The 19,651-nt window shown below is 61.5% G+C and carries 24 protein-coding genes; 6 read left to right on the forward strand and 18 right to left on the reverse strand.

The features are described 5' to 3' along the window. Positions 1–125: 125 nt before the first annotated feature. The 5 genes from EB230_RS23275 to EB230_RS23295 form a co-directional block, all read right to left on the reverse strand. On the reverse strand, positions 126–1,307 hold the full coding sequence (locus tag EB230_RS23275; RefSeq protein WP_172374039.1) for a hypothetical protein: 1,182 nt from the start codon (positions 1,305–1,307) through the stop codon (positions 126–128). A gap of 80 nt (positions 1,308–1,387) precedes the next feature. Beyond that, the gene (locus EB230_RS23280) at positions 1,388–1,642 is read right to left on the reverse strand and encodes a hypothetical protein (RefSeq protein ID WP_172374040.1); all 255 of its coding nucleotides are present in this window, start codon (positions 1,640–1,642) and stop codon (positions 1,388–1,390) included. Positions 1,643–1,820: 178 nt separating this feature from the next. After that, complete coding sequence (locus tag EB230_RS23285) at positions 1,821–2,270, reverse strand: hypothetical protein (RefSeq protein ID WP_172374041.1); 450 nt, start codon at positions 2,268–2,270, stop codon at positions 1,821–1,823. Positions 2,271–2,408: 138 nt separating this feature from the next. Then, the gene (locus EB230_RS23290; protein WP_172374042.1) at positions 2,409–2,606 is read right to left on the reverse strand and encodes a hypothetical protein; all 198 of its coding nucleotides are present in this window, start codon (positions 2,604–2,606) and stop codon (positions 2,409–2,411) included. Between the two features lies 1 nt (position 2,607). Further along, positions 2,608–2,796 carry a helix-turn-helix domain-containing protein gene (locus tag EB230_RS23295; RefSeq protein WP_172374043.1) on the reverse strand — a complete coding sequence of 63 codons (189 nt, stop codon included), beginning with the start codon at positions 2,794–2,796 and terminating at the stop codon, positions 2,608–2,610. A 163-nt stretch (positions 2,797–2,959) separates the two neighbouring features. Here EB230_RS23295 and EB230_RS23300 point away from each other — a divergent pair, with 163 nt between their 5' ends. Both EB230_RS23300 and EB230_RS23305 read left to right on the forward strand, forming a co-directional pair. Next, a complete protein-coding gene (locus EB230_RS23300; RefSeq protein WP_172374044.1) occupies positions 2,960–3,478 on the forward strand; it encodes a hypothetical protein in 519 nt (172 codons plus the stop codon). Beyond that, positions 3,471–4,610: a site-specific integrase gene (locus EB230_RS23305; protein ID WP_172374045.1), complete on the forward strand. Its 1,140-nt coding sequence runs from the start codon at positions 3,471–3,473 to the stop codon at positions 4,608–4,610. Before EB230_RS23300 ends, EB230_RS23305 begins: the two co-directional genes overlap by 8 nt. Positions 4,611–4,897: 287 nt before the next feature. Here EB230_RS23305 and EB230_RS23310 read toward each other — a convergent pair whose 3' ends face one another. From EB230_RS23310 to EB230_RS23345, 8 genes are all read right to left on the reverse strand, one after another. Then, complete coding sequence (locus EB230_RS23310) at positions 4,898–5,620, reverse strand: cytochrome c biogenesis protein CcdA (protein WP_056562677.1); 723 nt, start codon at positions 5,618–5,620, stop codon at positions 4,898–4,900. A gap of 13 nt (positions 5,621–5,633) precedes the next feature. Next, positions 5,634–6,032, reverse strand: a complete 399-nt coding sequence (locus EB230_RS23315) for a thioredoxin family protein (RefSeq protein WP_056562680.1) — start codon at positions 6,030–6,032, stop codon at positions 5,634–5,636. 21 nt (positions 6,033–6,053) lie between these two features. Continuing rightward, a complete protein-coding gene (locus EB230_RS23320; RefSeq protein ID WP_196772374.1) occupies positions 6,054–6,719 on the reverse strand; it encodes a DUF1109 domain-containing protein in 666 nt (221 codons plus the stop codon). Further along, on the reverse strand, positions 6,706–7,368 hold the full coding sequence (locus tag EB230_RS23325; RefSeq protein WP_056565447.1) for a sigma-70 family RNA polymerase sigma factor: 663 nt from the start codon (positions 7,366–7,368) through the stop codon (positions 6,706–6,708). Before EB230_RS23325 ends, EB230_RS23320 begins: the two co-directional genes overlap by 14 nt. Before the next feature lie 16 nt (positions 7,369–7,384). Then, positions 7,385–7,951 carry a DoxX family protein gene (locus EB230_RS23330; RefSeq protein ID WP_320411990.1) on the reverse strand — a complete coding sequence of 189 codons (567 nt, stop codon included), beginning with the start codon at positions 7,949–7,951 and terminating at the stop codon, positions 7,385–7,387. Continuing rightward, positions 7,890–8,681: a DNA-binding domain-containing protein gene (locus EB230_RS23335; RefSeq protein ID WP_056562691.1), complete on the reverse strand. Its 792-nt coding sequence runs from the start codon at positions 8,679–8,681 to the stop codon at positions 7,890–7,892. Before EB230_RS23335 ends, EB230_RS23330 begins: the two co-directional genes overlap by 62 nt. Further along, positions 8,668–9,558 carry a DUF692 domain-containing protein gene (locus EB230_RS23340; RefSeq protein WP_056562694.1) on the reverse strand — a complete coding sequence of 297 codons (891 nt, stop codon included), beginning with the start codon at positions 9,556–9,558 and terminating at the stop codon, positions 8,668–8,670. The genes EB230_RS23335 and EB230_RS23340 overlap by 14 nt, the downstream gene beginning before the upstream one ends. Positions 9,559–9,630: 72 nt before the next feature. Then, on the reverse strand, positions 9,631–9,978 hold the full coding sequence (locus EB230_RS23345; RefSeq protein WP_056565450.1) for a DUF2282 domain-containing protein: 348 nt from the start codon (positions 9,976–9,978) through the stop codon (positions 9,631–9,633). Between the two features lie 591 nt (positions 9,979–10,569). Here EB230_RS23345 and EB230_RS23350 point away from each other — a divergent pair. Beyond that, the gene (locus EB230_RS23350; protein WP_056562697.1) at positions 10,570–10,950 is read left to right on the forward strand and encodes a cupin domain-containing protein; all 381 of its coding nucleotides are present in this window, start codon (positions 10,570–10,572) and stop codon (positions 10,948–10,950) included. 119 nt (positions 10,951–11,069) lie between these two features. Here EB230_RS23350 and EB230_RS23355 read toward each other — a convergent pair whose 3' ends face one another. After that, a complete protein-coding gene (locus tag EB230_RS23355) occupies positions 11,070–11,480 on the reverse strand; it encodes a hypothetical protein (RefSeq protein WP_244493881.1) in 411 nt (136 codons plus the stop codon). A 264-nt stretch (positions 11,481–11,744) separates the two neighbouring features. Between EB230_RS23355 and EB230_RS23360 the strand changes: the two genes are divergently transcribed. Further along, positions 11,745–12,398: a hypothetical protein gene (locus EB230_RS23360; protein ID WP_172374046.1), complete on the forward strand. Its 654-nt coding sequence runs from the start codon at positions 11,745–11,747 to the stop codon at positions 12,396–12,398. Between the two features lie 82 nt (positions 12,399–12,480). Here EB230_RS23360 and EB230_RS23365 read toward each other — a convergent pair whose 3' ends face one another. Together EB230_RS23365 and EB230_RS23370 are read right to left on the reverse strand one after the other, a co-directional pair. Further along, a complete protein-coding gene (locus EB230_RS23365) occupies positions 12,481–13,491 on the reverse strand; it encodes a glycoside hydrolase family 19 protein (protein WP_172374047.1) in 1,011 nt (336 codons plus the stop codon). Positions 13,492–13,551: 60 nt separating this feature from the next. Next, the gene (locus EB230_RS23370; protein WP_155772387.1) at positions 13,552–14,436 is read right to left on the reverse strand and encodes a hypothetical protein; all 885 of its coding nucleotides are present in this window, start codon (positions 14,434–14,436) and stop codon (positions 13,552–13,554) included. Positions 14,437–14,530: 94 nt separating this feature from the next. On the opposite strand from EB230_RS23370, the gene EB230_RS23375 reads away from it, so the two are divergent. Next, positions 14,531–16,216 carry a hypothetical protein gene (locus EB230_RS23375; protein ID WP_056562714.1) on the forward strand — a complete coding sequence of 562 codons (1,686 nt, stop codon included), beginning with the start codon at positions 14,531–14,533 and terminating at the stop codon, positions 16,214–16,216. Positions 16,217–16,783: 567 nt separating this feature from the next. On the opposite strand, the gene EB230_RS23380 is transcribed toward EB230_RS23375, so the two are convergent. Next, positions 16,784–17,470, reverse strand: a complete 687-nt coding sequence (locus tag EB230_RS23380; protein WP_056562720.1) for a D-lyxose/D-mannose family sugar isomerase — start codon at positions 17,468–17,470, stop codon at positions 16,784–16,786. 244 nt (positions 17,471–17,714) lie between these two features. Here EB230_RS23380 and EB230_RS23385 point away from each other — a divergent pair, with 244 nt between their 5' ends. Continuing rightward, entirely contained in the window at positions 17,715–18,773 is a 1,059-nt protein-coding gene (locus EB230_RS23385) for a D-TA family PLP-dependent enzyme (protein WP_056562725.1), read from the forward strand. Between the two features lie 25 nt (positions 18,774–18,798). On the opposite strand, the gene EB230_RS23390 is transcribed toward EB230_RS23385, so the two are convergent. Then, entirely contained in the window at positions 18,799–19,563 is a 765-nt protein-coding gene (locus EB230_RS23390; protein ID WP_056562728.1) for a heme ABC transporter permease, read from the reverse strand. Between the last annotated feature and the right edge of the window lie 88 nt (positions 19,564–19,651).

A 19,651-nucleotide genomic window follows, 5' to 3' on the forward strand; every position in this document is an offset into this window, starting at 1 on the left:
CAAGCGTTGGACGGCTCCATCCTCACGAGACCCGCCATCCAATGGTATGACCGGCACGACACCATCAGCGCGCACCGGTCCACGGCCATGATCAACCCAGCAGTAGACCATGGCCGATCTCCTATTCACCAATCCTGCCGCGGCTCTGGTCCGTCGATGCCAAGCAGTGCACGCGGATCGAGGTCGGCAGGGATGAGGTGGAAGGCAGCGTCACGCCACACGATGGCACCAAGCACGCGCTCCTCTGCCAGCAGCCGACCATTGAGGCGGGCAAGCTCTGCGGTGCGCTGCTCGGCGTCGAGCGCGATGTCGTCGTTAGCAGCCGCGTCGATCTCGGCATGGACCTTGGCAATGAACGCGTCACGGAAGAGCCAGCACATGATGGCCGTGCTGCTTGCTACCTGCCGCACATCGTACATGTCGCCCATGCCGCGACCGAAGCCACGAAGCGTGACGTCCTCGATATGAGGCCAGGCCATCTGCCCGCGATACTGGATCGACTGGCCGACTTCGATCTTGCCCTTACCGGCCAGGAAGTCGATCTCTGCTGTCGCGCGTGCCTTGGCGTCTGCGCTTGGCCATGGCTTCGATACCATGTCGAACACGTCGTTCCGGATGCTGGCGATGCGATCGGCCATGATGGCGAGCGTGTCGGCCTTGCCGATCCTGACGTCGGCGGCCGGCCTCATCTCCGAGATCTGCGCATAGGTGAGGTACTTGTCGACGCTGTTCAGCGCTTGGCCGATGGCATTCTGCCTCTCGATATGCGGCGCGCGGCGCGCCTCGATGCGATCGATGTCGGCTTTCAGCCTCGCGATATTCTTGTCGCAATCGATTTTCGAAGGATGATCGTCGGCAACGGTCTGGGTAGGGAATTCGTCGGCCAGGTGCTTCAGGCGAATCTGGTGCTGCTGAATTGCGGTCCGCTTATCATCGACCTCTTCACGTCCGCCGATGGCCAGGATCCAGGCCTCCTGCTTTGAGTCGAGCAAGGTCCGATATCGCTCGGCACCAGGCGCCGGGAGATATTCCGCCACCGTCTCCGGGCTGGAAAGCCGAAGGTGCGCCGGGACGGCCGAGTCGGGTGCCGCGGCTGGAGCGTTAGCACGAACCTGCTCCCATGACGGCGCCGGCAACGACGACGCTGCGGGTTCTGCCCGGCCACTCAATGCGCTCGGGCTGGGCGCAGCGTGCGCCGCTTCCTTGGCTTGGCGGAAGGCTTCCCACGATGCAGCGCCCGCCGGCTTGCTCTCGGGAAACGCGCCGTTGAACATCATTGCAGCGCCGATGGTGTCGTTGGTGGCCATGGGTGATCTCCGTTCTTGCAGAGATGATGACGCAGCAAACAGGACACACGAAGCCCCTAAAACAGGACAAAACAGGACAACTAGCGGATGCCGAGTTTGGCCTGCATCTTCGCGATCGAGACGTACCATCGGTTGCTGCCGTCGCGCTTCTGCCCGAAACTAGGATCGCGCTGGCACCATTTCTGGATCAGTTCCTTGGATTGTTCGAAGCGATCGGCCGCTTCCGTCGCTGGGATCCAGTCGTCGATGACGGCTTCTTTCTGCTCAGCCTTCAGCGCATGGGCTGCGGCAAGAGCGCCCTCGAGGTGTTCGATGAGGATGTCGAGGGAGGTCAAGCAGGACATCCCTCGCGCGCGGAGGAAGCGCTAAAGCTTATGAACGAAAGGGGCTCTGCCTCTCTGTCTCTCTGCTCTGTCTCTCTGGTCTGTGTCTGTGTCTCAGGTCTGTGTCTATCTGTGTCTGTGTCTATGGGATACCCTATGAATACGGTATCGAAACAGTATCGCTTCAAGGTCATTCTGCGGCCTCCTGATGTGGCCGGCGGACCTCGCTTTGTAACCTCAAACGCGACTTGGTGGCGTCCTTGAACTCGCCGAGCGCGACCAGTTTGACGGGCTCGCTCTCGATGTCGTTGACGCGTGTCATGGTGCCAACAGCATGCTTGTCGTTCATTGGCGGGCAGACCTTGAACCATCCGCAAACGAACACTTCTTCGGTGTCGTCGTCGTAGGCGATGAGGCATGCCTCGACGAGCTCGTCGAGGTGGATCCGATACTCTTCTGCCGACCAGCCGAGATCGGCCAGGGCATAGCCCACAGGGAGGCGGTAAGCGCCGGCACTGTTCTGATGCTGGCACGTGATCAGATACAGCAACAGCAGCCGTGCCCGGTCATGTCCGAGAGCCAAGAAGCGCTTTGAGTGCCACAGGGCCGACGACACCTTGGAGAACTCGCGCTTGCTCATGCCGCTGCCTCGATCCGATCGGGCGCGATTGCACCAACTTTTCTTGACAATCCGGCGCGATTACCGCTATCTTTGTGAACACCGACTGCCTGCCCAAATGCCCGGTTGCCGCCTGCCAGCGGCGCCGGGTTTCGCGTTTCAGGCGGCTGCATCGGCGCCTCCTGCCCGGATGAGATTGGCCAGGCGGACCGCTTCACAGGCGCCCTGCAGGTCAAGGGGATACCGCTCCCTCACCTCGACGACAGCCGGCCGAGGGCGTTGAACCTTTGGCGTCTCGACAATGAAGCGAGCGGCCTCCTGGACGACGAAATTGGGGTCGAGATCGGTCTGGCCCATATTATGCCGCCTCCCCTTTCAGAATGCGGTCAAGCGCCGCCTTCGGAACCAAGAGGCGCTTCCCGATTTTGATGACGGGAATCTCGCCACGCCGCACAGCGTCATAGCCCGCGTTTCGCCCGATCCCGAGAGCTTGGGCCGCTTCGGCGACCGTGATCGTTTGACGGGCATTTTCGATAACAGCAGTCATCGTGCATTTCTCCGTTTCGTTCCCGCCGGGACCACCCCAAACGGGTTAGTGTAAGAATGCACTAATAGTTAGGCTCGGCCTTTACAAACGTCAAGTGCGCACTTACACTAACCAACAGATACGGCGCGGGATGAAGCGCGACAGGTCGGGAGATGAAACGGAAATGATGCTGACCTATTCAGCGGCCGAAGCGGTTCTTGCCGGGATGTATGGCCTCGACGCAAACGTCCAGGAAAAGGCGTTCCGGGCACGGCTGAAGCATCTTAAGCGGCTGGGCGTGCCGCTAGGCTCAAACCCCGGTCGAGGTACTAAGATTTGGTATCACGACGAGCAGGTCTACCAGTGGGCTTTCTGCCTGGAACTGGCGGAGTTTGGGATTGATCCTACTTCGGTCGTTGGCTTCATCCGGGACTCGTGGGCCGACATTTTTCAGCACTTCAACGAGGCGCGCGGCCGGCAGGGTGAGGAAGAACTCTGCTTCTGTTCTGAGCCTCGATTTATGGCAGCGCCGTTGTCCGGTGGCGGGATTGGCTTCGAATACTCCTGGCGCGAAGCTGGGAGAGTGCGCGTTGACGGCGTCAGAAGAGCTCTGGTGATCAACCTGACAGCAATGGTCCGCGAGATCGATATCCTGCGCGTGCGCGCTGACAGCACGCAAGAGCGGAGTGACCACAATGGCTAAGGTTCGCAAGCGCACCCTGCCCTCCGGCGAAGTCCGCTGGCTCGCCGACTACTTCGATGCCGGCGGCAATCGTCGTGCGAAGCAGTTCGACAAGCGCAAGGATGCCGACGCCTATCTCGTCAAGGTCAGGCGCGATCTGCAGCTGGGTGTGCACGTCGCCGATAGCACCTCGATCACGATCAAAGAGGCGTCGAAGCTCTGGCTCGAAAGATGCGACGCCGAAGGCCTGGAGCGCTCCACGCGCGACGCCTACGCCCAGCACGTGAACATTCACATAGTCCCGCTGATCGGCGCCAGGAAGCTCTCGCAGTTCAACACGCCGCATGTCCACGCCTTCGCCGACGAACTGGCGAAAGACCGGTCGCCGGCCATGGTAAAGCGCGTGGTGCGCTCTCTCGGCGCGATCTTTGTTGAAGCGAGGCGGCGCGGCTTGGCTGCCACCAATCCGGTATCGGACGCCAAGGTGAAGGCAAACGATCGCCGAAAGTTGAAACGGCCCGAGATCCCGACCAAAGCCGAACTGCGCACCATTCTCGCCGCGGTCCAAGGCAAGCACCGGCCGCTGATCATCACCGCGCTATTCAGTGGCCTGCGCGCGTCCGAACTGCGTGGCCTCCGCTGGAGCGCCGTCGACTTGAAGCGCGGCGTGCTGACCGTCAAAGGCCGGGTTGACGCATGGGGCGATTTCGGCCTGCCTAAGACGTCCGCCGGCGAGCGCGACGTCCCGCTGGCGCCGATGGCGATCAATGCACTGAAGCAGCAGCGGCTCTCGATTCCGAATGGTCCAGATGGTCTGGTGTTCCCTTCCGACGAGGGGACGCCGCTCGACCACCACAACATCCTCGCTCGCGTCTGGACGCCCCTCCTAGTCGGTGCGGGTCTGTTCAAGACCCACACCACGAGGCTCGATGCGGACGGCAATCCGCTCAAGGTCGCCAAGTACAATTTCCATGCGCTACGGCATGCAGCGGCCAGCCTGTTCATCGAACAGAAGCTCTCGCCAAAGCGCGTTCAGACGATCATGGGGCATAGCTCGATCACGGTGACGTTTGACACGTACGGTCATCTTTTCGAGGACGACGCCGCCGATCAGACGGCAGTTGCAGAGATCGAGGCCCGTCTACTCTCCTGACGTCAGATGCAACACGACTGCAACACGACTGCAACACAAGGCCGGATTTGCCAGCGAAAACAACGGAGCAATCTGTCTCTGACTCCGTTAGTCCTGGTTCGAATCCAGGTTCCCCAGCCAATTCCCAATTGTAGAACCGTTTAGGGCCCCTTTGCGGACCGAGCAGTAGCTTCGCTTGCGGTGGGGGGGGGAAATGATGGCGGACCTTTAACCTCCAAGGGCCGACGTGGTGACTTGATGGCAGGCCGACGCCGGGGGCTTGGCTGCTTGGCAGGCTGGCCATGTCATCAAATTCGCGAGGACAACTCAAGCAACCATTGCGGAGAGCGGTCAACCAAATATGTCTCGATCCGCTTGTCCGCGCCGGTCAGAATGAACAGTCCGGTGATGAGCACCAGGCCACCGAGGGCCATCTTGCCGCTTCTTCCAGCCTTCAGCATTTGATCTCGCCTTCTTGCCAGCCATTCGCGCGAGAACCGCCCGAGCATGAGCAGCGGTAGCGCAGCGCCGAGCCCGAACGCCACCATGACGGCCGAGACCTGGAACAAATCCCTTCCTTGGGAGGCGAGCACCGAGGCTGCGCCCAAAGTCGGCCCTACGCACGGGCTCCATATCGCACCGAGCGATAGGCCCAAGCCGAACTGGCCCCCGAGCCCGCTGGCGCTGAAGCCGGATAGGCGGCGATCAGCCCAATTGCTCACCGGCCCGCCGGCAGAGGCGAACCGGGTCTGAAGGGCCGGGACGACGAGCACAACGCCGGTAGCCACCAGAAGCACCGCCGCGACGCCGCGGAAGACGTTGGTGTCGAGACCGAGGGCAAATCCAGTCGTTGCGACGAACAGGCCAATCGCGACGAAGGAAAGAGCCAGGCCCGCAGCCAACGCCGCTGGACCCCATCTGTGTTCCGATACCGCAGCGCCCAGCACCAGTGGCAAGAGAGGGAGAACGCATGGCGACAAGATCGAAAGCACTCCAGCGACAAAGCCAACGAACACGCTCGTTAACGACATGGGACGACGGCGCTCAATGAGTCGACTGGACAAGGCTCGCGATCGACTGGGGGGCGGTATCTCCAACCGAGCGGCCCGTTTCGTTCGGCCCGCGGAAGGCGATCAGAGTGCTTTGCGTGCGCGCGTTGAAATAGCGGACGACCTCTTTTTGCGTATCGAAGTCGACATCGAAGATGACCACATTTTGGTTTCCGGCTTCATCCATCAAGGCATTGACGATCGGCTCTTGTGCCCGGCAGGTCGGGCACCAATTCGCCGAGATATCGACCAGGATGCGCGCGTTCCGTTTCTGGGCTGCGGAAAAGGCCTCCCCGGAGAAGTGTTGCCTGTTCGCAGCTACGGCCGGGAGCGCCGAGATTGCGGCTATCAGAGACGTCGCGACAGCAAAGGTGGCAAATTGGCGTCGGTTCATGGCTATTCTCCAAGAGTCGGATCAGTTGAGGGTCGGGGATCGCGGCGCCACCCAGCCAAACATCGTGCGCGCAAAGACACCGCCCAAAAAGACGAGCATCGCGGCCATGCCGACGTTCATGATCAGGATCATGACGGTCGCATCGATCGGGTGGATCAAGGACAGTGCCGTGGCCGTGATGGCCGCGATGGACAGGCTGCCCATGACCGTCACGATGCGCGGTCGCAGCAACGCCGAATGGCGCAGCATGACCAGCATAGCGAGAGACAGCGGCAGGCTCGTCAGAACGATCGTGGCGAAACACCGGGCGGTTTCGCCGAAGGTCACGCCTTGCGGACCGATGCTCACCCATTGCGTGAGGCATTGATAGCCGATGTTCGACAGCCAAAGGCTGAGGGCCGGAATCGGCAACAACAGCCACAGCCGCGAGCGATCCGGCAAGCTCAGCGCGAAGGCGGCGATCGCCGAGAGGATTCCGGTTGCGAGCGAAGCCGTCATTCCGATCACGAAGGAAGGCTCGCGCAGACACTGTGCCAGGTCGAAACGGATGCCTTGGCTGATGACCAGCAGAAACAGGACCATCGCGGCGAGCAGAAGCCAGATTGCCGCACGGTTTACCGGCGGCCGAAGCCGTTTGACGGGCTTTACGTCGCTTGCCAAACCGGCAATGAGATCATCGGTTCTCACGACTGTCGTCTCCCTTGAGGATTGCCCTGCGCAGGCTTGCAATGGCGCGGTGCGTGGCCACTTTGAGCGAACCAATTGAAATGCCTGTAGCCGCTGCCGCCTCCTTCAGCGATAGGCCTTCCAACTTCAGAAGCCGGATCGCCGTCTGCTGGATGGGCGGAAGGTTCGTGACGGCGCGGGCCAGGCCTATCGAATCGCTGTCCGTTGCGGTGTCGGGGCTTGCCCACCATTCTTCGTAGCCGTCCGGAAGCTGCGTTTCACGCGTCCGGATGCGCGTCCCTCTGCGCGACCGATCGACAACACGTCGATTGGCGATCGCATGAAGCCACGGCCCGAACGGGCGCGTCGGGTCGAAAGTGTGACGGATGGAGTGGAGCGTCAGCAGGATGTCCTGCACGACGTCCTCGCGATCGGACGGCGGAGTGTACCATCGGGCCACATAGGATCGGAGGTAGGGAGTGATCTCACGCAGCAGCCGTTCGTAGGACTGTGAATCGCCCTCCTGGGCCCGCGTCATCAGGATGGACCATTCGACGTCGGGAATTGTCCGTCGCATGTGCGCCGCCTTCGGACGAACGGCGGCTGGACCGCCCTCTTCGTCCGACACGAGCCGGAGCTTTGGTTGCGTTTTGCGCGTCGCATGTGTCATCGGAATGGTGCTTTCCTCACGCGTTGCCATCCGATGCTAGGCCAGCAAGGCCGTCGAGCAGGCGGTCCAGCGAGGCCGGCCCGGGTCCGACCGCAACAATTGCGATCGCCAAGGCTGCCCAAGGCAAATGGAAGTTGGCCCATCCCTCGGGCACGACGAGCTGGATGACGCCGGTCATCACTAGGAGAGCCAAAGCGCTGAGGCGCGTCGCCAGGCCGACGATGAGCAAAATCGGCAGTACGATCTCTGCGATGCCATCCAGGAGCGCCATCAGGTCGGGCGCCGGCATGTCGTAGAGCTGGCCGAAAATGTGCAGCTTGAATTCATCCTCGAAGAGGTACGAAGCGGTCGGCGCCAGTTGCAGGAAGCCGTCCCACTTGGTCATGCCCGACATCAGGAACGGCATCGCGAGGGCAATTCGCAGAGCGATCGGTGCCACCAAGGCGGCAATGCCGGCCAAGCCGCTCAGCCCCGCCCGCACAGCCGCGATCAGGCCGTCGAGCAGGCCGGGGTTCGCGTTTCTAGCTGGCAACATCGCTTGTCCCCTCAGGAAGGTGCCAACCGGTGAGCGCACCGATGGCAATCAAATCTTGAATATTGCCCGCCAGGTCGAACCGCTCATCGGCACGAAACCCCGTCTTGGCGGCCTCCGCCAGGCAGCGGCCTTCGGCAAGGGCGCTTACGAACTCAAATGCACCGGGCGGCATTGCGCGGATTTCCACGTCGGCGTCTGGTCTCACCAGCATGACATCCTCGGCCACGTCGAGGTTCACCGGTGCCGGACTGCAGCCAGGCTGGTTCATCTGCCAGATCGTCAAGGCCGGGAAGGTCGAGCGCACCAGTCTCAGCGTCGGATGGAGCGAAAAGCTCATCAAAGGTGCGACATGCTGTGGAATCGCGTTGAAAGCCGCCGGCTCGAGCGAGGTCGCGTCCGTCCCGTGGAAGGCCTCCGTGAAGGACCGTTCGATGCACGCCACGTCGCTGAGATAAGGCACAGTCGCGGCTGGGGGAAAGCCGCGCAGGAACTCCGGAAAGCCCGCGCCGTATTCCAAGAGGACCGGGGTCGCGGGCGGCGAGCGGCGAAGGAAAATGCCCGCTATGGCATCGAAGAACTCATCGCCGACAATCCGAACGACCGCAGGGTAGGCGGCGCGAAGCGCCTCCGTCAGTCCGACGACCACATTGTTGCGGTAGACCGCAAAGCGCTTAGGGCTGGGCTCGCCGTCAGGCCCGACGAGTCCCGGAGGGACCAACTGGCCCGGATCGAGCAAAGCAGCGCCAAAGCTCCTCAACCGTTCGTCAAGCGACAGCATGGCGCGGTCCCTTGCTGCCCTTGTCGCGAAGAATAGTCTCGGCACGATCGGCTTCCGACTTCAACTCGCTCCACGACGGGACATTGGCGTCCCATTCGATCAGGGTCGGGAGAGCCCCTGTCCGGGTCACTGACTTGGAATACAGCGCCCAAACTCTCTGACTGACGGGGCGGTCATGGGTATCGATAAGGAGTGGGCGATCCCTATCGTCGGTTTCCTGGGTGTAACCCGCCAGATGAATCTCCTGCACGCGGGTAAGTGGGAAGCGGTCGATGTAGTCGATAGGATCCCACTGCTGATTGGTGCAGGCGATATGCACGTTGTTGACATCGAGCAGCAGTCCGCAGTCCGTGCGTTTCGCAATTTCGGCCATGAAGTCGACCTCGTCGTAGGTGCTTTCGACAAAGGCCAGGTAGGTCGAAGGATTCTCAAGCAGCATCTGCCGCCCGAGAAACTCTTGGACCTCGTCGATATGCTGGCAGACCCGCGCAAGGGTCTCCCTCGTATAAGGCACTGGCAGAAGGTCATCCATGAACCCCGCGTCATGAGTCGACCAGGCCAGATGCTCGGAAAAGAGACCGGGTTCATATCGGGTGATCAGCGCCTTGAGCCGGACCAGATGATCACGATCAAGAGGACGATCGCCGCCGATCGACAGGCCGACGCCATGGAGCGACAGCGGGTAGCGCTCCCGAATGGCAGTGAGATAGCGGTGCGGCGGGCCACCCGCACCCATATAGTTCTCCGCATGGACCTCAAAGAAACCGAGATCGGGAGCTGACTCCAGGATGATCCGGTAATGCTCAGGCTTGAGCCCGACGCCCGCTCTGGCGGGGATAGTCGCCGCGCGAAAGTTTTGAAGAGAGTGCATGTTCATGGTGGGGCCTGTCCAGAGAGGTCGGTAGGTTTGTGATGGGCAGCCGGGAATACCGCCCATCACCACCGACGTTTAGGCCTTGAGGGGCTTGAGGCTGCCGTGGCCGCTCGGGGTCGAGATTGTGGTGCAGCTACCCTTGGCGACGAGCTTCCAGGCATTGCCCTGGTAGTCGATCATGCTGGTGCCCGCGCAGGTCGTGCCGGCGCCGGCGTAGCAGTCGTTGTGGCCCTTCACCGCCACGCCGTAGCATTTCTCGAACTTGCCGGTTTTCATCTTGGCCTGGTTCTTGGCCTGGGTTTCCTTCATCATCTTTTCCATGTCGGCCTTGCTCGTGCTCATGGCGGCATAAGCAGGCGCGAGCGAGACGACCGCGGTTGCGAACGCTGCGGAAACGACGGCTGAGATCATGCGGTTGGACATCTGTTTCTCCACTGAGTGAAACTGGCCTTCGCCAGACGAGGCCAGTGATGGCTCGCTCTATCCAAGTTCGCTCGGAGGACCGTTTAGGTTACGCGAGTCCGCAAAAAAGCGATCGCGACCTCGATCTGGCGGAGACCAATACTGGCGGGCACGTTGTCGTCCTGGCGTCGATCCCGGAGGCAATTCGCTTTTCCAAGAAATTGCGGGCTCAATACCGAGGTCTGCCCTCTATTTCACATTGATGGGCCGGGTCCACTTTGCCCGACGAGGCGTCGTGAACGGTCAGCGATTCGAAGACGGCTAGGAGCACGCTAATGGCAATCTCGCTGCGCAACCTTCAGTGGGTTACAGCTATCGCAGGGCGCGAGCATAGTTTGTTGGAGAATCTCCGGCGAACTTCTGGATCAATTCCAAGGGACTTGCGCTAACTGATGTTCACGACCAATGACGGCACGCGCCAGAATCTAATGTCCGCAGTCACCCATTCAGGTGATGAGCGCGGGCTGTGGCCGAGCCTTTGCTTATAAAAGCATTTTCTAATATAATTGAAGGTGCCCGCTTTTGGGTCCGCGTCGCGTATGGGAGGATGCCATGGCCGATGGTGGAATGAATGTCACCAAACTTGAATCCAAATCTCACGACAACCCGGATGAGGTTCGCTCGCCCGCCAAGACACGCGTCGAGGTGGTACGGCTTCCGGGCTTTACGCTTGGACGGCTCAATATGGAGCCGGGATGGAAATGGTCCGAATGCGTGAAGCCGGTCGTCAAGACGGATAGCTGTCAGGTATCGCATGTCGGCTACGTCGTTTCCGGAACCATCACCGTCAGGATGAATGACGGAACTCAGAAAACCTTCACGAAGGGTACGTCCTACACAATCCCGCCCGGTCACGACGCCTGGGTGGAAGGCAACGAACGCTTTGTCTGCATCGAGGTCATGAGCGCCGAGCAATACGCCAAGCCGGCGTAGGGCAGGCTGCAAAAAGGTTCGCGTCGCGCGGCGAGGCTGCCGCCGCAACATGAACATGCAGTCCACAACCACCGCGCATATCAGCGCCACGCCATTGTCGCGGTCGCACGCCGGTCGCCTCATCCCTTCCACATCGTCGATCGAAGAACGGCCTGCATATGCTCCGGGAGGTCGAGTTCGCCGCGCGCCTCGATCTCCAAAAGATACCGGGCCTTGGCCACGCGATCGCCTTCCTCGACCGCGGCATGGCCGCAGATGGCGAGCAGCGCCCTCTCCTCCTCCCGGCCTGCCCTGCCGGAGTCGCCGCCGCCTATGTCGTGCAGCGCCTTGCCGAACGCCGCATATGCCGTCCTGTGCGCCTCAATCAGTTCTCCCAGTCTATCGGACGGTTCCTGGTCTCGGCCCGGCGACTCCGTGTCGCGTGCGGTTGCCGCAACCGTCGAGGCGACGACTGCGCTGCCGGAATGGAAAAGCAGGGCGCGGCGGTTGATCCTGGACGTGGCGAACTCTCCCATTGCTCCGATGGCCATCCGATCGATGGCATGACACCATCAGACGTTAACACGACGGTTCGCACATTCGTGTCAGGATGGAAGGCCCCGAGGCAGCCGACGGCAAGCGCGGCAGGGTGATGCGCGGCACCTGAATCAAGCTTCCCGCCCCCGAGAACGGGCACGGCGCTTCACTTTGAGCGGCTTGAGGCAGCGAGATTTGCAAGGCAAAAAAAGATCGGTGGCTGCTGGCGCGGTCCAATGGCTAAGGTTGCGTAGAAGTTTCCTGCACGAGGCGGCGTAGTGGTCACTGATACCGAATTCATTCGCGAGAGCATCCGCCAAGGCTGCGTGATGCCTGCCGATCGCGAATTCGTCATCGACAGGCTGGTAAAGTATGTCGGCAACGGAAGGATCCGTTGGCATGTCGAGTTTCGTGGGCATCGCGTCGAGTTCACAACCGGCCAGTTGAAGAAGCAGCCTACCTTCCGCAGAAGGATGCTCGAACAGGCCGGTGTGCTGCCGCCGCAGCGTGCCGGGGCCGACTACAGGCGATGGGCTCTTGATCTGAGAAAGAATGCCATCGAGCTTCCCTGGCGGGATAGGCCGGTCGATGCCGGTTTTACCATCGACAGGCTCACCAGCCATGGGAATGACCGCTGGACGGTTGAACACCAGGGCAAGGTCATCAAATTCACGACGACCAAGCTCCGCAGACAAACCAGTTTCCGCAAACGCATGCTGGCCAAGGCCAAGGTTCTGCCGCCCCAACTGGATCCTGCTGCCTATCGCAAGTGGATGGATTGGCTCATTCAAAACGCCACCGAGGCAGACCTTCAGACCGGCGCTGCTTCAATGACCGAGAAAAGTTGGCTTGACCACCTGCCCGAGCTGGCTGGCTGGCAGAGCGAAGCGACGCCACAACGGCGCGGCCGAAGACCACCTACCTCGGGTTGACGAGTGCTGGCGGCGTTGCCATCGGGCTGACTTAGACCGCGCGGCTTCCCTTTTTGGGAAACCAGCCCCTCGGCCTTGCAGCCTATTGCGGTGACGCTTCCACAACCTTGGGCGACGGCTTCCCAGGTCTTTTTTTCGGGCCGGCGGAGAGCTCCCTTTCGGCAACGACAGGCTCCGCTTCCTGCATCCCACGGCCGCGGTCCACGATCCTGTCGGCATTTGCAAGCGCGGCGTAGACATCCGCGATCAGTTCCGGAAGTAGCGCGGCGTCGATCGAGTTCGATTCCACATAGGCCGTGATGATGTCCGTGGTCATCGAAAGAATGGGCATCGCCGGGTTTTCTGGAGAGACAGTCCCGGGAGACTGAATCGCCTCGCTCATCCCTGCGTGCCGCGTCTGCGCGATCGTGTCGAAGCCAATGTCCTGCCCGACGCTCGGCGCCATCACGGATTCGGTCATCGCCAATCCGTCGCCAACAGGACCATCAAATGACATTGCCCCCATCGTCACCGCCAGTGGAACCGCACCCGCCGGCCGCAGCGCCGAGAGGAAGCGGCTGTGGTATCCTGCTATTGCCTCGGCAACGCCGGGCTCATAGCCGTTGATGATCTTGCGCGCCCCGATCGGGTCATTCGTATGGGGGTTGAAGTAGCGCGTCAGCGTGTGCGGGCCGTGCGCGTCGCCTCGGAACCAACCCTGCACCATGCCGACAAACATCGCCGCCGCGGCATAGTCAGGTCTCAAGGCAAGGTCCGGAGACTGAACAAGGTTCGCCCCGACAAAGTCTCCGGCCTTCTTGTAGTTGGTCTGATGGGTCAGTTGAACGTAGCCACGCCCATAATATGGGTAGTAGCTCAGATGCGTCTTTCGCCACTGTTCCGACAGCCAGTAGGCCTCGCGAACAGGCACCATCTGTCTGGCGGTCTCATGAAAAGTCGTCGCAAACATGTAACCCAGCCAGCGCTGGTCGGCATTGGGCATCCGGATCTCCCACTGATCCAGCACCGCCGACATTCCGCTGACTTGAGCCTGGCTGAGACTGCCAAACAGGGACCGAATGCTATTAAAGAAGAAGGGACGATCGAAACTCATAATTTCTCTCCCATTTCGCCCATCACAGGGCCTTCTCGCTTTATTTCGGCGGGCCAGCTATTACCGCGCCAACGACCTCAAATCCTGTACCGGGCCGGATCCCTCATCGAACGGGGCCAACACCTCGACAACACTGTCGATGCATTGATCCGTTTTAGCGGGTGCCGACCAATTCAGCCCACCATCCTTGCTGCTGGCTGTGAAACACTCGGGCTTTCGCTCTTCGGAAAAATGGACGATGCCGTCCAGACTGCCATCGCCTGCGGCATCCAGAAGAACCGATCTGATCTGCATATAATCCAACGTATCAAGTTTGGTTTTTGGCGCAGGCACCTCGCCACACTTGACCGTCGCAAAGCCATCTCGCGTTGACAAAACCTGATAAGATTGGCCTGGCCCCTCGACACTGATCATCGAGAAAAATATGGCCCGCCCAGTTTCCGCATGCACATAGATATTCGAAAAACTGGCCTGCTCCTGCACGGCAAAGGCCTTCCACGCGTCCGCCTCTTTTACGAATATCGTGGAATAAACTCCGCCGTTTTCCATGTCTTTGACAAAGCCCCCGACGAACGCTGGAAGCTTGTCCTTCGCGGGATGGACGTAGGTCGGGTGAAAGGACGCAACGATTTCCGGACTGACTTCAATCCGGCTTCCGCAAGCCCAATGATCGGAGATCACAGGATTATGGGCAGGCTCGTCCGCGTATACGATTTCGGCAGAGGAAATGCCCATGCAAGCCGATGCAAGGATAGTGACACTCGTCAATGCTTTTAACGCAGTCATTTTTCCCGCCTTTCCAGATATATCCAATAAAATCATTTGCCTGGATGGCACCCTCTTCTTGCAGGGTGGGCGTGAAACGATCGTGAATTTCGGATAAGCACCAACAAGCGCATTTGACACGCTGAACCCGATCCCGCCCGCGTCGCCATGGATATCCATCCACGGCGTTTGCCAAGCGACGACATTCGTTACAAATTGCCCGCGGACAAAACTTGGCTGGCTTCGCGCCTGGCCGTCTTATTGCATGGACCCCATGGACCGCTTCGACCTCGGCACCTATCGCCGCCCCATCTCCACTCGCTCAACCGAAACCCAGCGCTGGTTCGATATCGGGCTCAACTGGTGCTATGGCTTCAATCATGAGGAAGGCATCAAGTGCTTTGAGAAGGCGCTGGAGACGGATCCCGACTGCGGCTTCGTGCATTGGGGCATCGCCTATGCGGCCGGGCCTTTCTATAACCTGACCTGGAAGGAACATGGCGAAGACGAGGCCAACAGGGCGACGAAACGCTGTTTCGAGCATGTCCAGCTGGCGCGCGCCAATGCCGCTGGCGCCAGCGATGTCGAACGGCGACTGATCGAGGCGCTGGCCAGCCGTTTTCAAAAGCCGCACAAGGTAAGCCCGCAGGAATTCGAACAATGGGATGATGCCTACGCCGCCGCGATGCGGCGGGTGTACCAGGACTTTCCCCACGACCATGATGTGATGGCGCTGCTGGTCGAGGCGCTGATGATGCGCACGGTGCGGCGGCTTTGGAACCTCAAGACCGGTGAACCGGCGCCGAATTCCGATGTCGTCGAGGCCCTGGAGGTTTGCGAGCGGTCGATCCGGCTCGCCGATGAGGCCGGCGCGGCACAGCACCCGGCGATCCTGCACCTGCATATCCATCTGCTGGAAATGTCCACCATGCCGGAACGCGGCATTCGCTCGGCCGACCGGCTGGGCGCGATGTGCCCCGATGCCGGGCACATGAACCACATGCCGGGGCATATCTATGTGCTGTGCGGCGATTATGAGAAGGCGAAGATCGCCAGCGAAAAGGCTGTCCGCGCCAACGACCTCTATCTCGCCTATGCCGACGAGCCGACCTATTATCTGCTCGGCTGCTGCCACGACCTGCATCTGATGATGTTCACCTGCATGTTCCTCGGCCAGTACCGGCCGGCCCTTTGGGCCGCCGACAAGGTGCGCAGCCTGGTGACGCGAGACGTGGTCGCCATCCAGGCCCGGCCCAAGCTGACGCAAACGGTGGAAGGCTATCATGCGATGAAATCGCATGTGCAGGTGCGCTTCGGCCGCTGGCAGGAGATCATCGACGAACCGGTGGTTGAAGAGCCCGGCCTGTATGTACTGACGGCGGCCATGCAGCACTACGCCAAGGGTGTCGCGCATGCGACGCTCAGGCAATTCACGGAGGCCGAGCGCGAGCGCAAGCGGTTCCAGAGGCATATGGAGAACATCCCGGCCGAACGGCGTTTCCTCAGCAACCCGACCCGCGCTTCGCTGGCCGTCGGTGCCGCCTTGCTGGATGGCGAGCTCGCCTACCATCAGGGCCGGCACGAGGAGGCCTACGCCCATTTGCGGCAGGCGGTCGAGCTGGACGACGACCTTTCCTACACCGAGCCATGGGCGTGGATGCACCCGCCGCGCCATGCGCTGGCGGCGCTGCTTCTCGACCAGGGCCATGCGCAAGAGGCCGAGCAGGTCTATCGCGACGATCTCGGCCTGAGCGCCAAGGTGCAACGCTGCGCCCAGCACCCGGACAATGTCTGGGCGCTGCACGGGCTGGTGGAATGCTTGAGGCGCCGCGGCGAACGCGAAGAGCTGCCGGCCCTGCAGGCAAGACTCGCCACGGCGATGGCCAAGGCCGATGTTGCGATCAGTTCGTCATGCCTGTGCCGAACGAGCGTGCCACCGGCGGCCAGCTGCTGTCATTGAGGCTCGGCAGGCGGCCCCCAGCTTCACCCTGCCGATCAGGCCAGCCCCACTGATCTGCCTTCCTCAATTAGCGCAGAGCAGTCTATCTCATCATGAAGTTGGGCGTGTGGGTCAGGCGCCAGCCAGGAAGCGTAAGACCGAAGCCGCTTAAGCCTGGCCGTTTTCTCGAGCCGCGCCTGACGCTCATCTTCTGGCTGAGTACGAGGCAGCCTTTTGTTCCACTCGCCAGGATATTGCATTCTCCGTTCTCCTCGGTCGGAGCGCATAAAGAGGCGCACTCAATGAGGGAGTTGGCCCCCCTGCCGGAGGACCACCTGTCGCTCCGGTCCCCGCTCTCCACCTGAGCTGGATGCCACCACAGGCGTGGACGAGAGTCGCCATCCATTTTGATGAGGCTGCCGCAATTAAGCTGGGCCTCGGCAAAGCTATCCTTCAAACCTCAAGCCTCGGCTTGTCGAACGCCGTGGCTCAACTGACGATCAGACATGTCATACCTGTGCCGGACGAGCGCGCAGCCGGCGCCAGGCTACCATTAAAAGCTGACGGCAGGCGACCGCCGCCCTGCCCTCAGCCCAGCCATTTCTCGTAGTCAGCCACCAGCAGGTGCACTGGAGCAACATCCTCGTCGATGTTGGAAAAGCGGCCGATCGGCTCGCGGAACACGTTGTCGGTCAGGTCGTCGTTGACGGTCGACACCTCACCGATCAGCACGTCCTTGCCCTCGGCCCAGAAGGCGTGCCAGACGCCGGGCAGCAGTGTGACGCTCTGACCCGGGTCGAGCTTCAGGAGGCCGCCCGCCGGCAGCCTGTGGATGGTCCCGTCGACCGACACGGAAACCTCCGCCTTGGGGTCGATGCCGCCGTCTCGATCGTGCATGAACAGTTCCAGCACCAGCTTGCCGCCGCCACGGTTGATGATGTCCTCGGCCTTGATGTTGTGGCGGTGCATGGGCGACAGCTGGTCCTTGCGCGAGATCATGATCTTCTCGGCATAGAGCATGCCCATGCCCTTCTTCATGTCCTCGTAGCGGCCATTGCGCACGGTGAACAGGAACAGGCCGAGTTCGTTGAATTTCTCCTGGCCGTAATCGGTGATGTCCCAGCCGAGCCGCGAGGTGAATATTGCGGAGGAGTCGACCTGGCGCGCCTTCATCTCCTCGGGCGACCAGTAGGCGAAGGGCGGCATGATGTAGCCGAACGAGCGGATGAAAGCGTCGGCTTCGCGGATGATGTCATTGATGGCGGAGCGTTTCATGATCGTAACCCCTCGTGTCGACACGCTTTAGGTTGTTGCTTGTCGTCATCCCAAAACCGCTGGGCACTTTTGGGCGACATGCATTGCAAATCGCATAGCCGAACGCCGATGCGGTGTCGATCCATCTCGCGCCTGCCCGGTGCTGCGCCACGCGCGGATGGCCCACCGATCCGGTCCGCTGGCCGCGTGACATCAACCGCTTTCAGGCTCATAACCCCCGCGAATTCTCACAGAGTGATAGCCCATGCCGACCATCCACGACCTCGACACGCCGTCGATCCTGATCGACGCCGCGCGCGCCGAAGCCAACATTGCACGCGCACAGGCCCATGCCGACCGAAACGGGCTGAAGCTCAGGCCGCACATCAAGACGCACAAGCTGCCTTACTGGGCGAAGAAGCAGGTGGCGGCGGGTGCCGTCGGCATCACCTGCCAGAAGATCGGCGAGGCCGAGGTGATGGCCGATGCCGGGCTGACCGACATTTTTCTTCCCTACAACATCCTCGGCCGCGCCAAGCTGGAGCGGCTGAAGGCGCTGCACGGTCGCGTGACCCTGTCAGTCACGGCGGACAGCATGGATACGCTGGAAGGACTGGCCGCCACATTCACCGATGCCGGCCATCGCCTCCCCGTGCTGGTCGAATGCGACACCGGCATGGGCCGCTGCGGCGTCCAGACGGCCGATGAGGCGGTTGCGCTGGCAAGGGCGATCGACAAGGCCGGTGGCCTCGCCTTTGGCGGGCTGATGACCTATCCGGCGGCCGGTCGCGCAGCGGAGGCCGAAGCGTGGCTCGCCGACGCCAGGCAGGCGCTGACCGGTTCGGGTCTCGCCTGCGAACGCATCTCCAGCGGCGGCACGCCCGACATGTGGCGGTCCAGCGATACATCTGTCGTCACCGAGTATCGGCCAGGCACCTACATCTATCTCGACCGCTATCAGGTCGCCAAAGGGGTCGGCACCTTGGACGATTGCGCGCTGACGGTGCTGTCGACCGTGGTCAGCCACCCGACGCCGACGCGTGCCATACTCGATGCGGGCAGCAAGGCGCTGTCCAGCGACACGCTCGGGTTAAAGGATTTTGGCGAGTTGCTCGGCGCTGCCGACGCAAGGGTGACCGGGCTTAGCGAAGAGCATGGCACCGTCACGCTTTCCGGTGAAGCGAAACTGCGCATCGGCGATCGCGTGCGCGTGGTGCCCGATCATTGCTGTGTCGTCACCAATCTCTTCAACCAGGTCAACCTGATCGACGGCGAGAAAGTGCTGGAAACGCTGCCGGTCGCTGCGCGCGGGCTGATGGCGTGAGCTCTTTCGGCGGGTAACGGGTGAACTAGCCCGGTTGCCGTTCCGCCTGTCGAGCCGCGACCCTGCGCATGGCGATGACCCTGCGGCGGCGTATCTCGGTGCGCATTGCCATCAAGTGCAGCGCGAAGAACAGCGCGGTAAAGCCGATAGCCATGACCAGCAGTGGCCAAAGCAGGCTGGGATCGATGGTCGGGCCGTCCATCCGGAACACCGAGGCCGGCTGGTGCAGCGTGTTCCACCAGTCGACCGAGAATTTGATGATCGGGATGTTGATGAAGCCGACCAGCGTGATGATGGCGGCGGCCCAGGCTGCGCGGCTGGCATCATCGAGTGCGCGGGTCAGCGCGATGATGCCGAGATACATCAGGAACAGCACGAAGACCGAGGTCAGGCGGGCATCCCACACCCACCAGGTGCCCCACATCGGCTTGCCCCAGATCGAACCGGTGATCAGCGCAAGTGCCGTGAAGACCGCGCCGATGGGTGCCGCCGATTTCAGCGCGACATCGGCCAGCGGATGGCGCCAGACCAGCGTGCCGAGGGCGGAAACCGCCATCAGCGTGTAGCACATCATGGCGAGCCAGGCGAAAGGCACGTGGATGTACATGATGCGGACGGTGATGCCTTGCTGGAAATCCTCGGGCGCGGTGAAGCTCATATAGAGGCCCACCGCAAGGATGAGTGCGGCGATCGCCGCCAGCCACGGCACGATCCTGTCCACCAGCGCGACGAAGCGCGTCGGGTTGGCAAGGTCCATCCAGCCGCTCGGGCGTGAAGTCGTGTCGCTCATGCGACTTTACATAGACCGCCGGCGCGATCGGGGCAATCGAGCGGCGGTGTCGCAGGCTGGATCAGCCCTGCCCCTCGCGGGGACGATC

Source organism: Mesorhizobium sp. NZP2234 (genome assembly GCF_013170765.1).
In the GTDB taxonomy this organism is placed as follows: domain Bacteria; phylum Pseudomonadota; class Alphaproteobacteria; order Rhizobiales; family Rhizobiaceae; genus Mesorhizobium; species Mesorhizobium loti_D.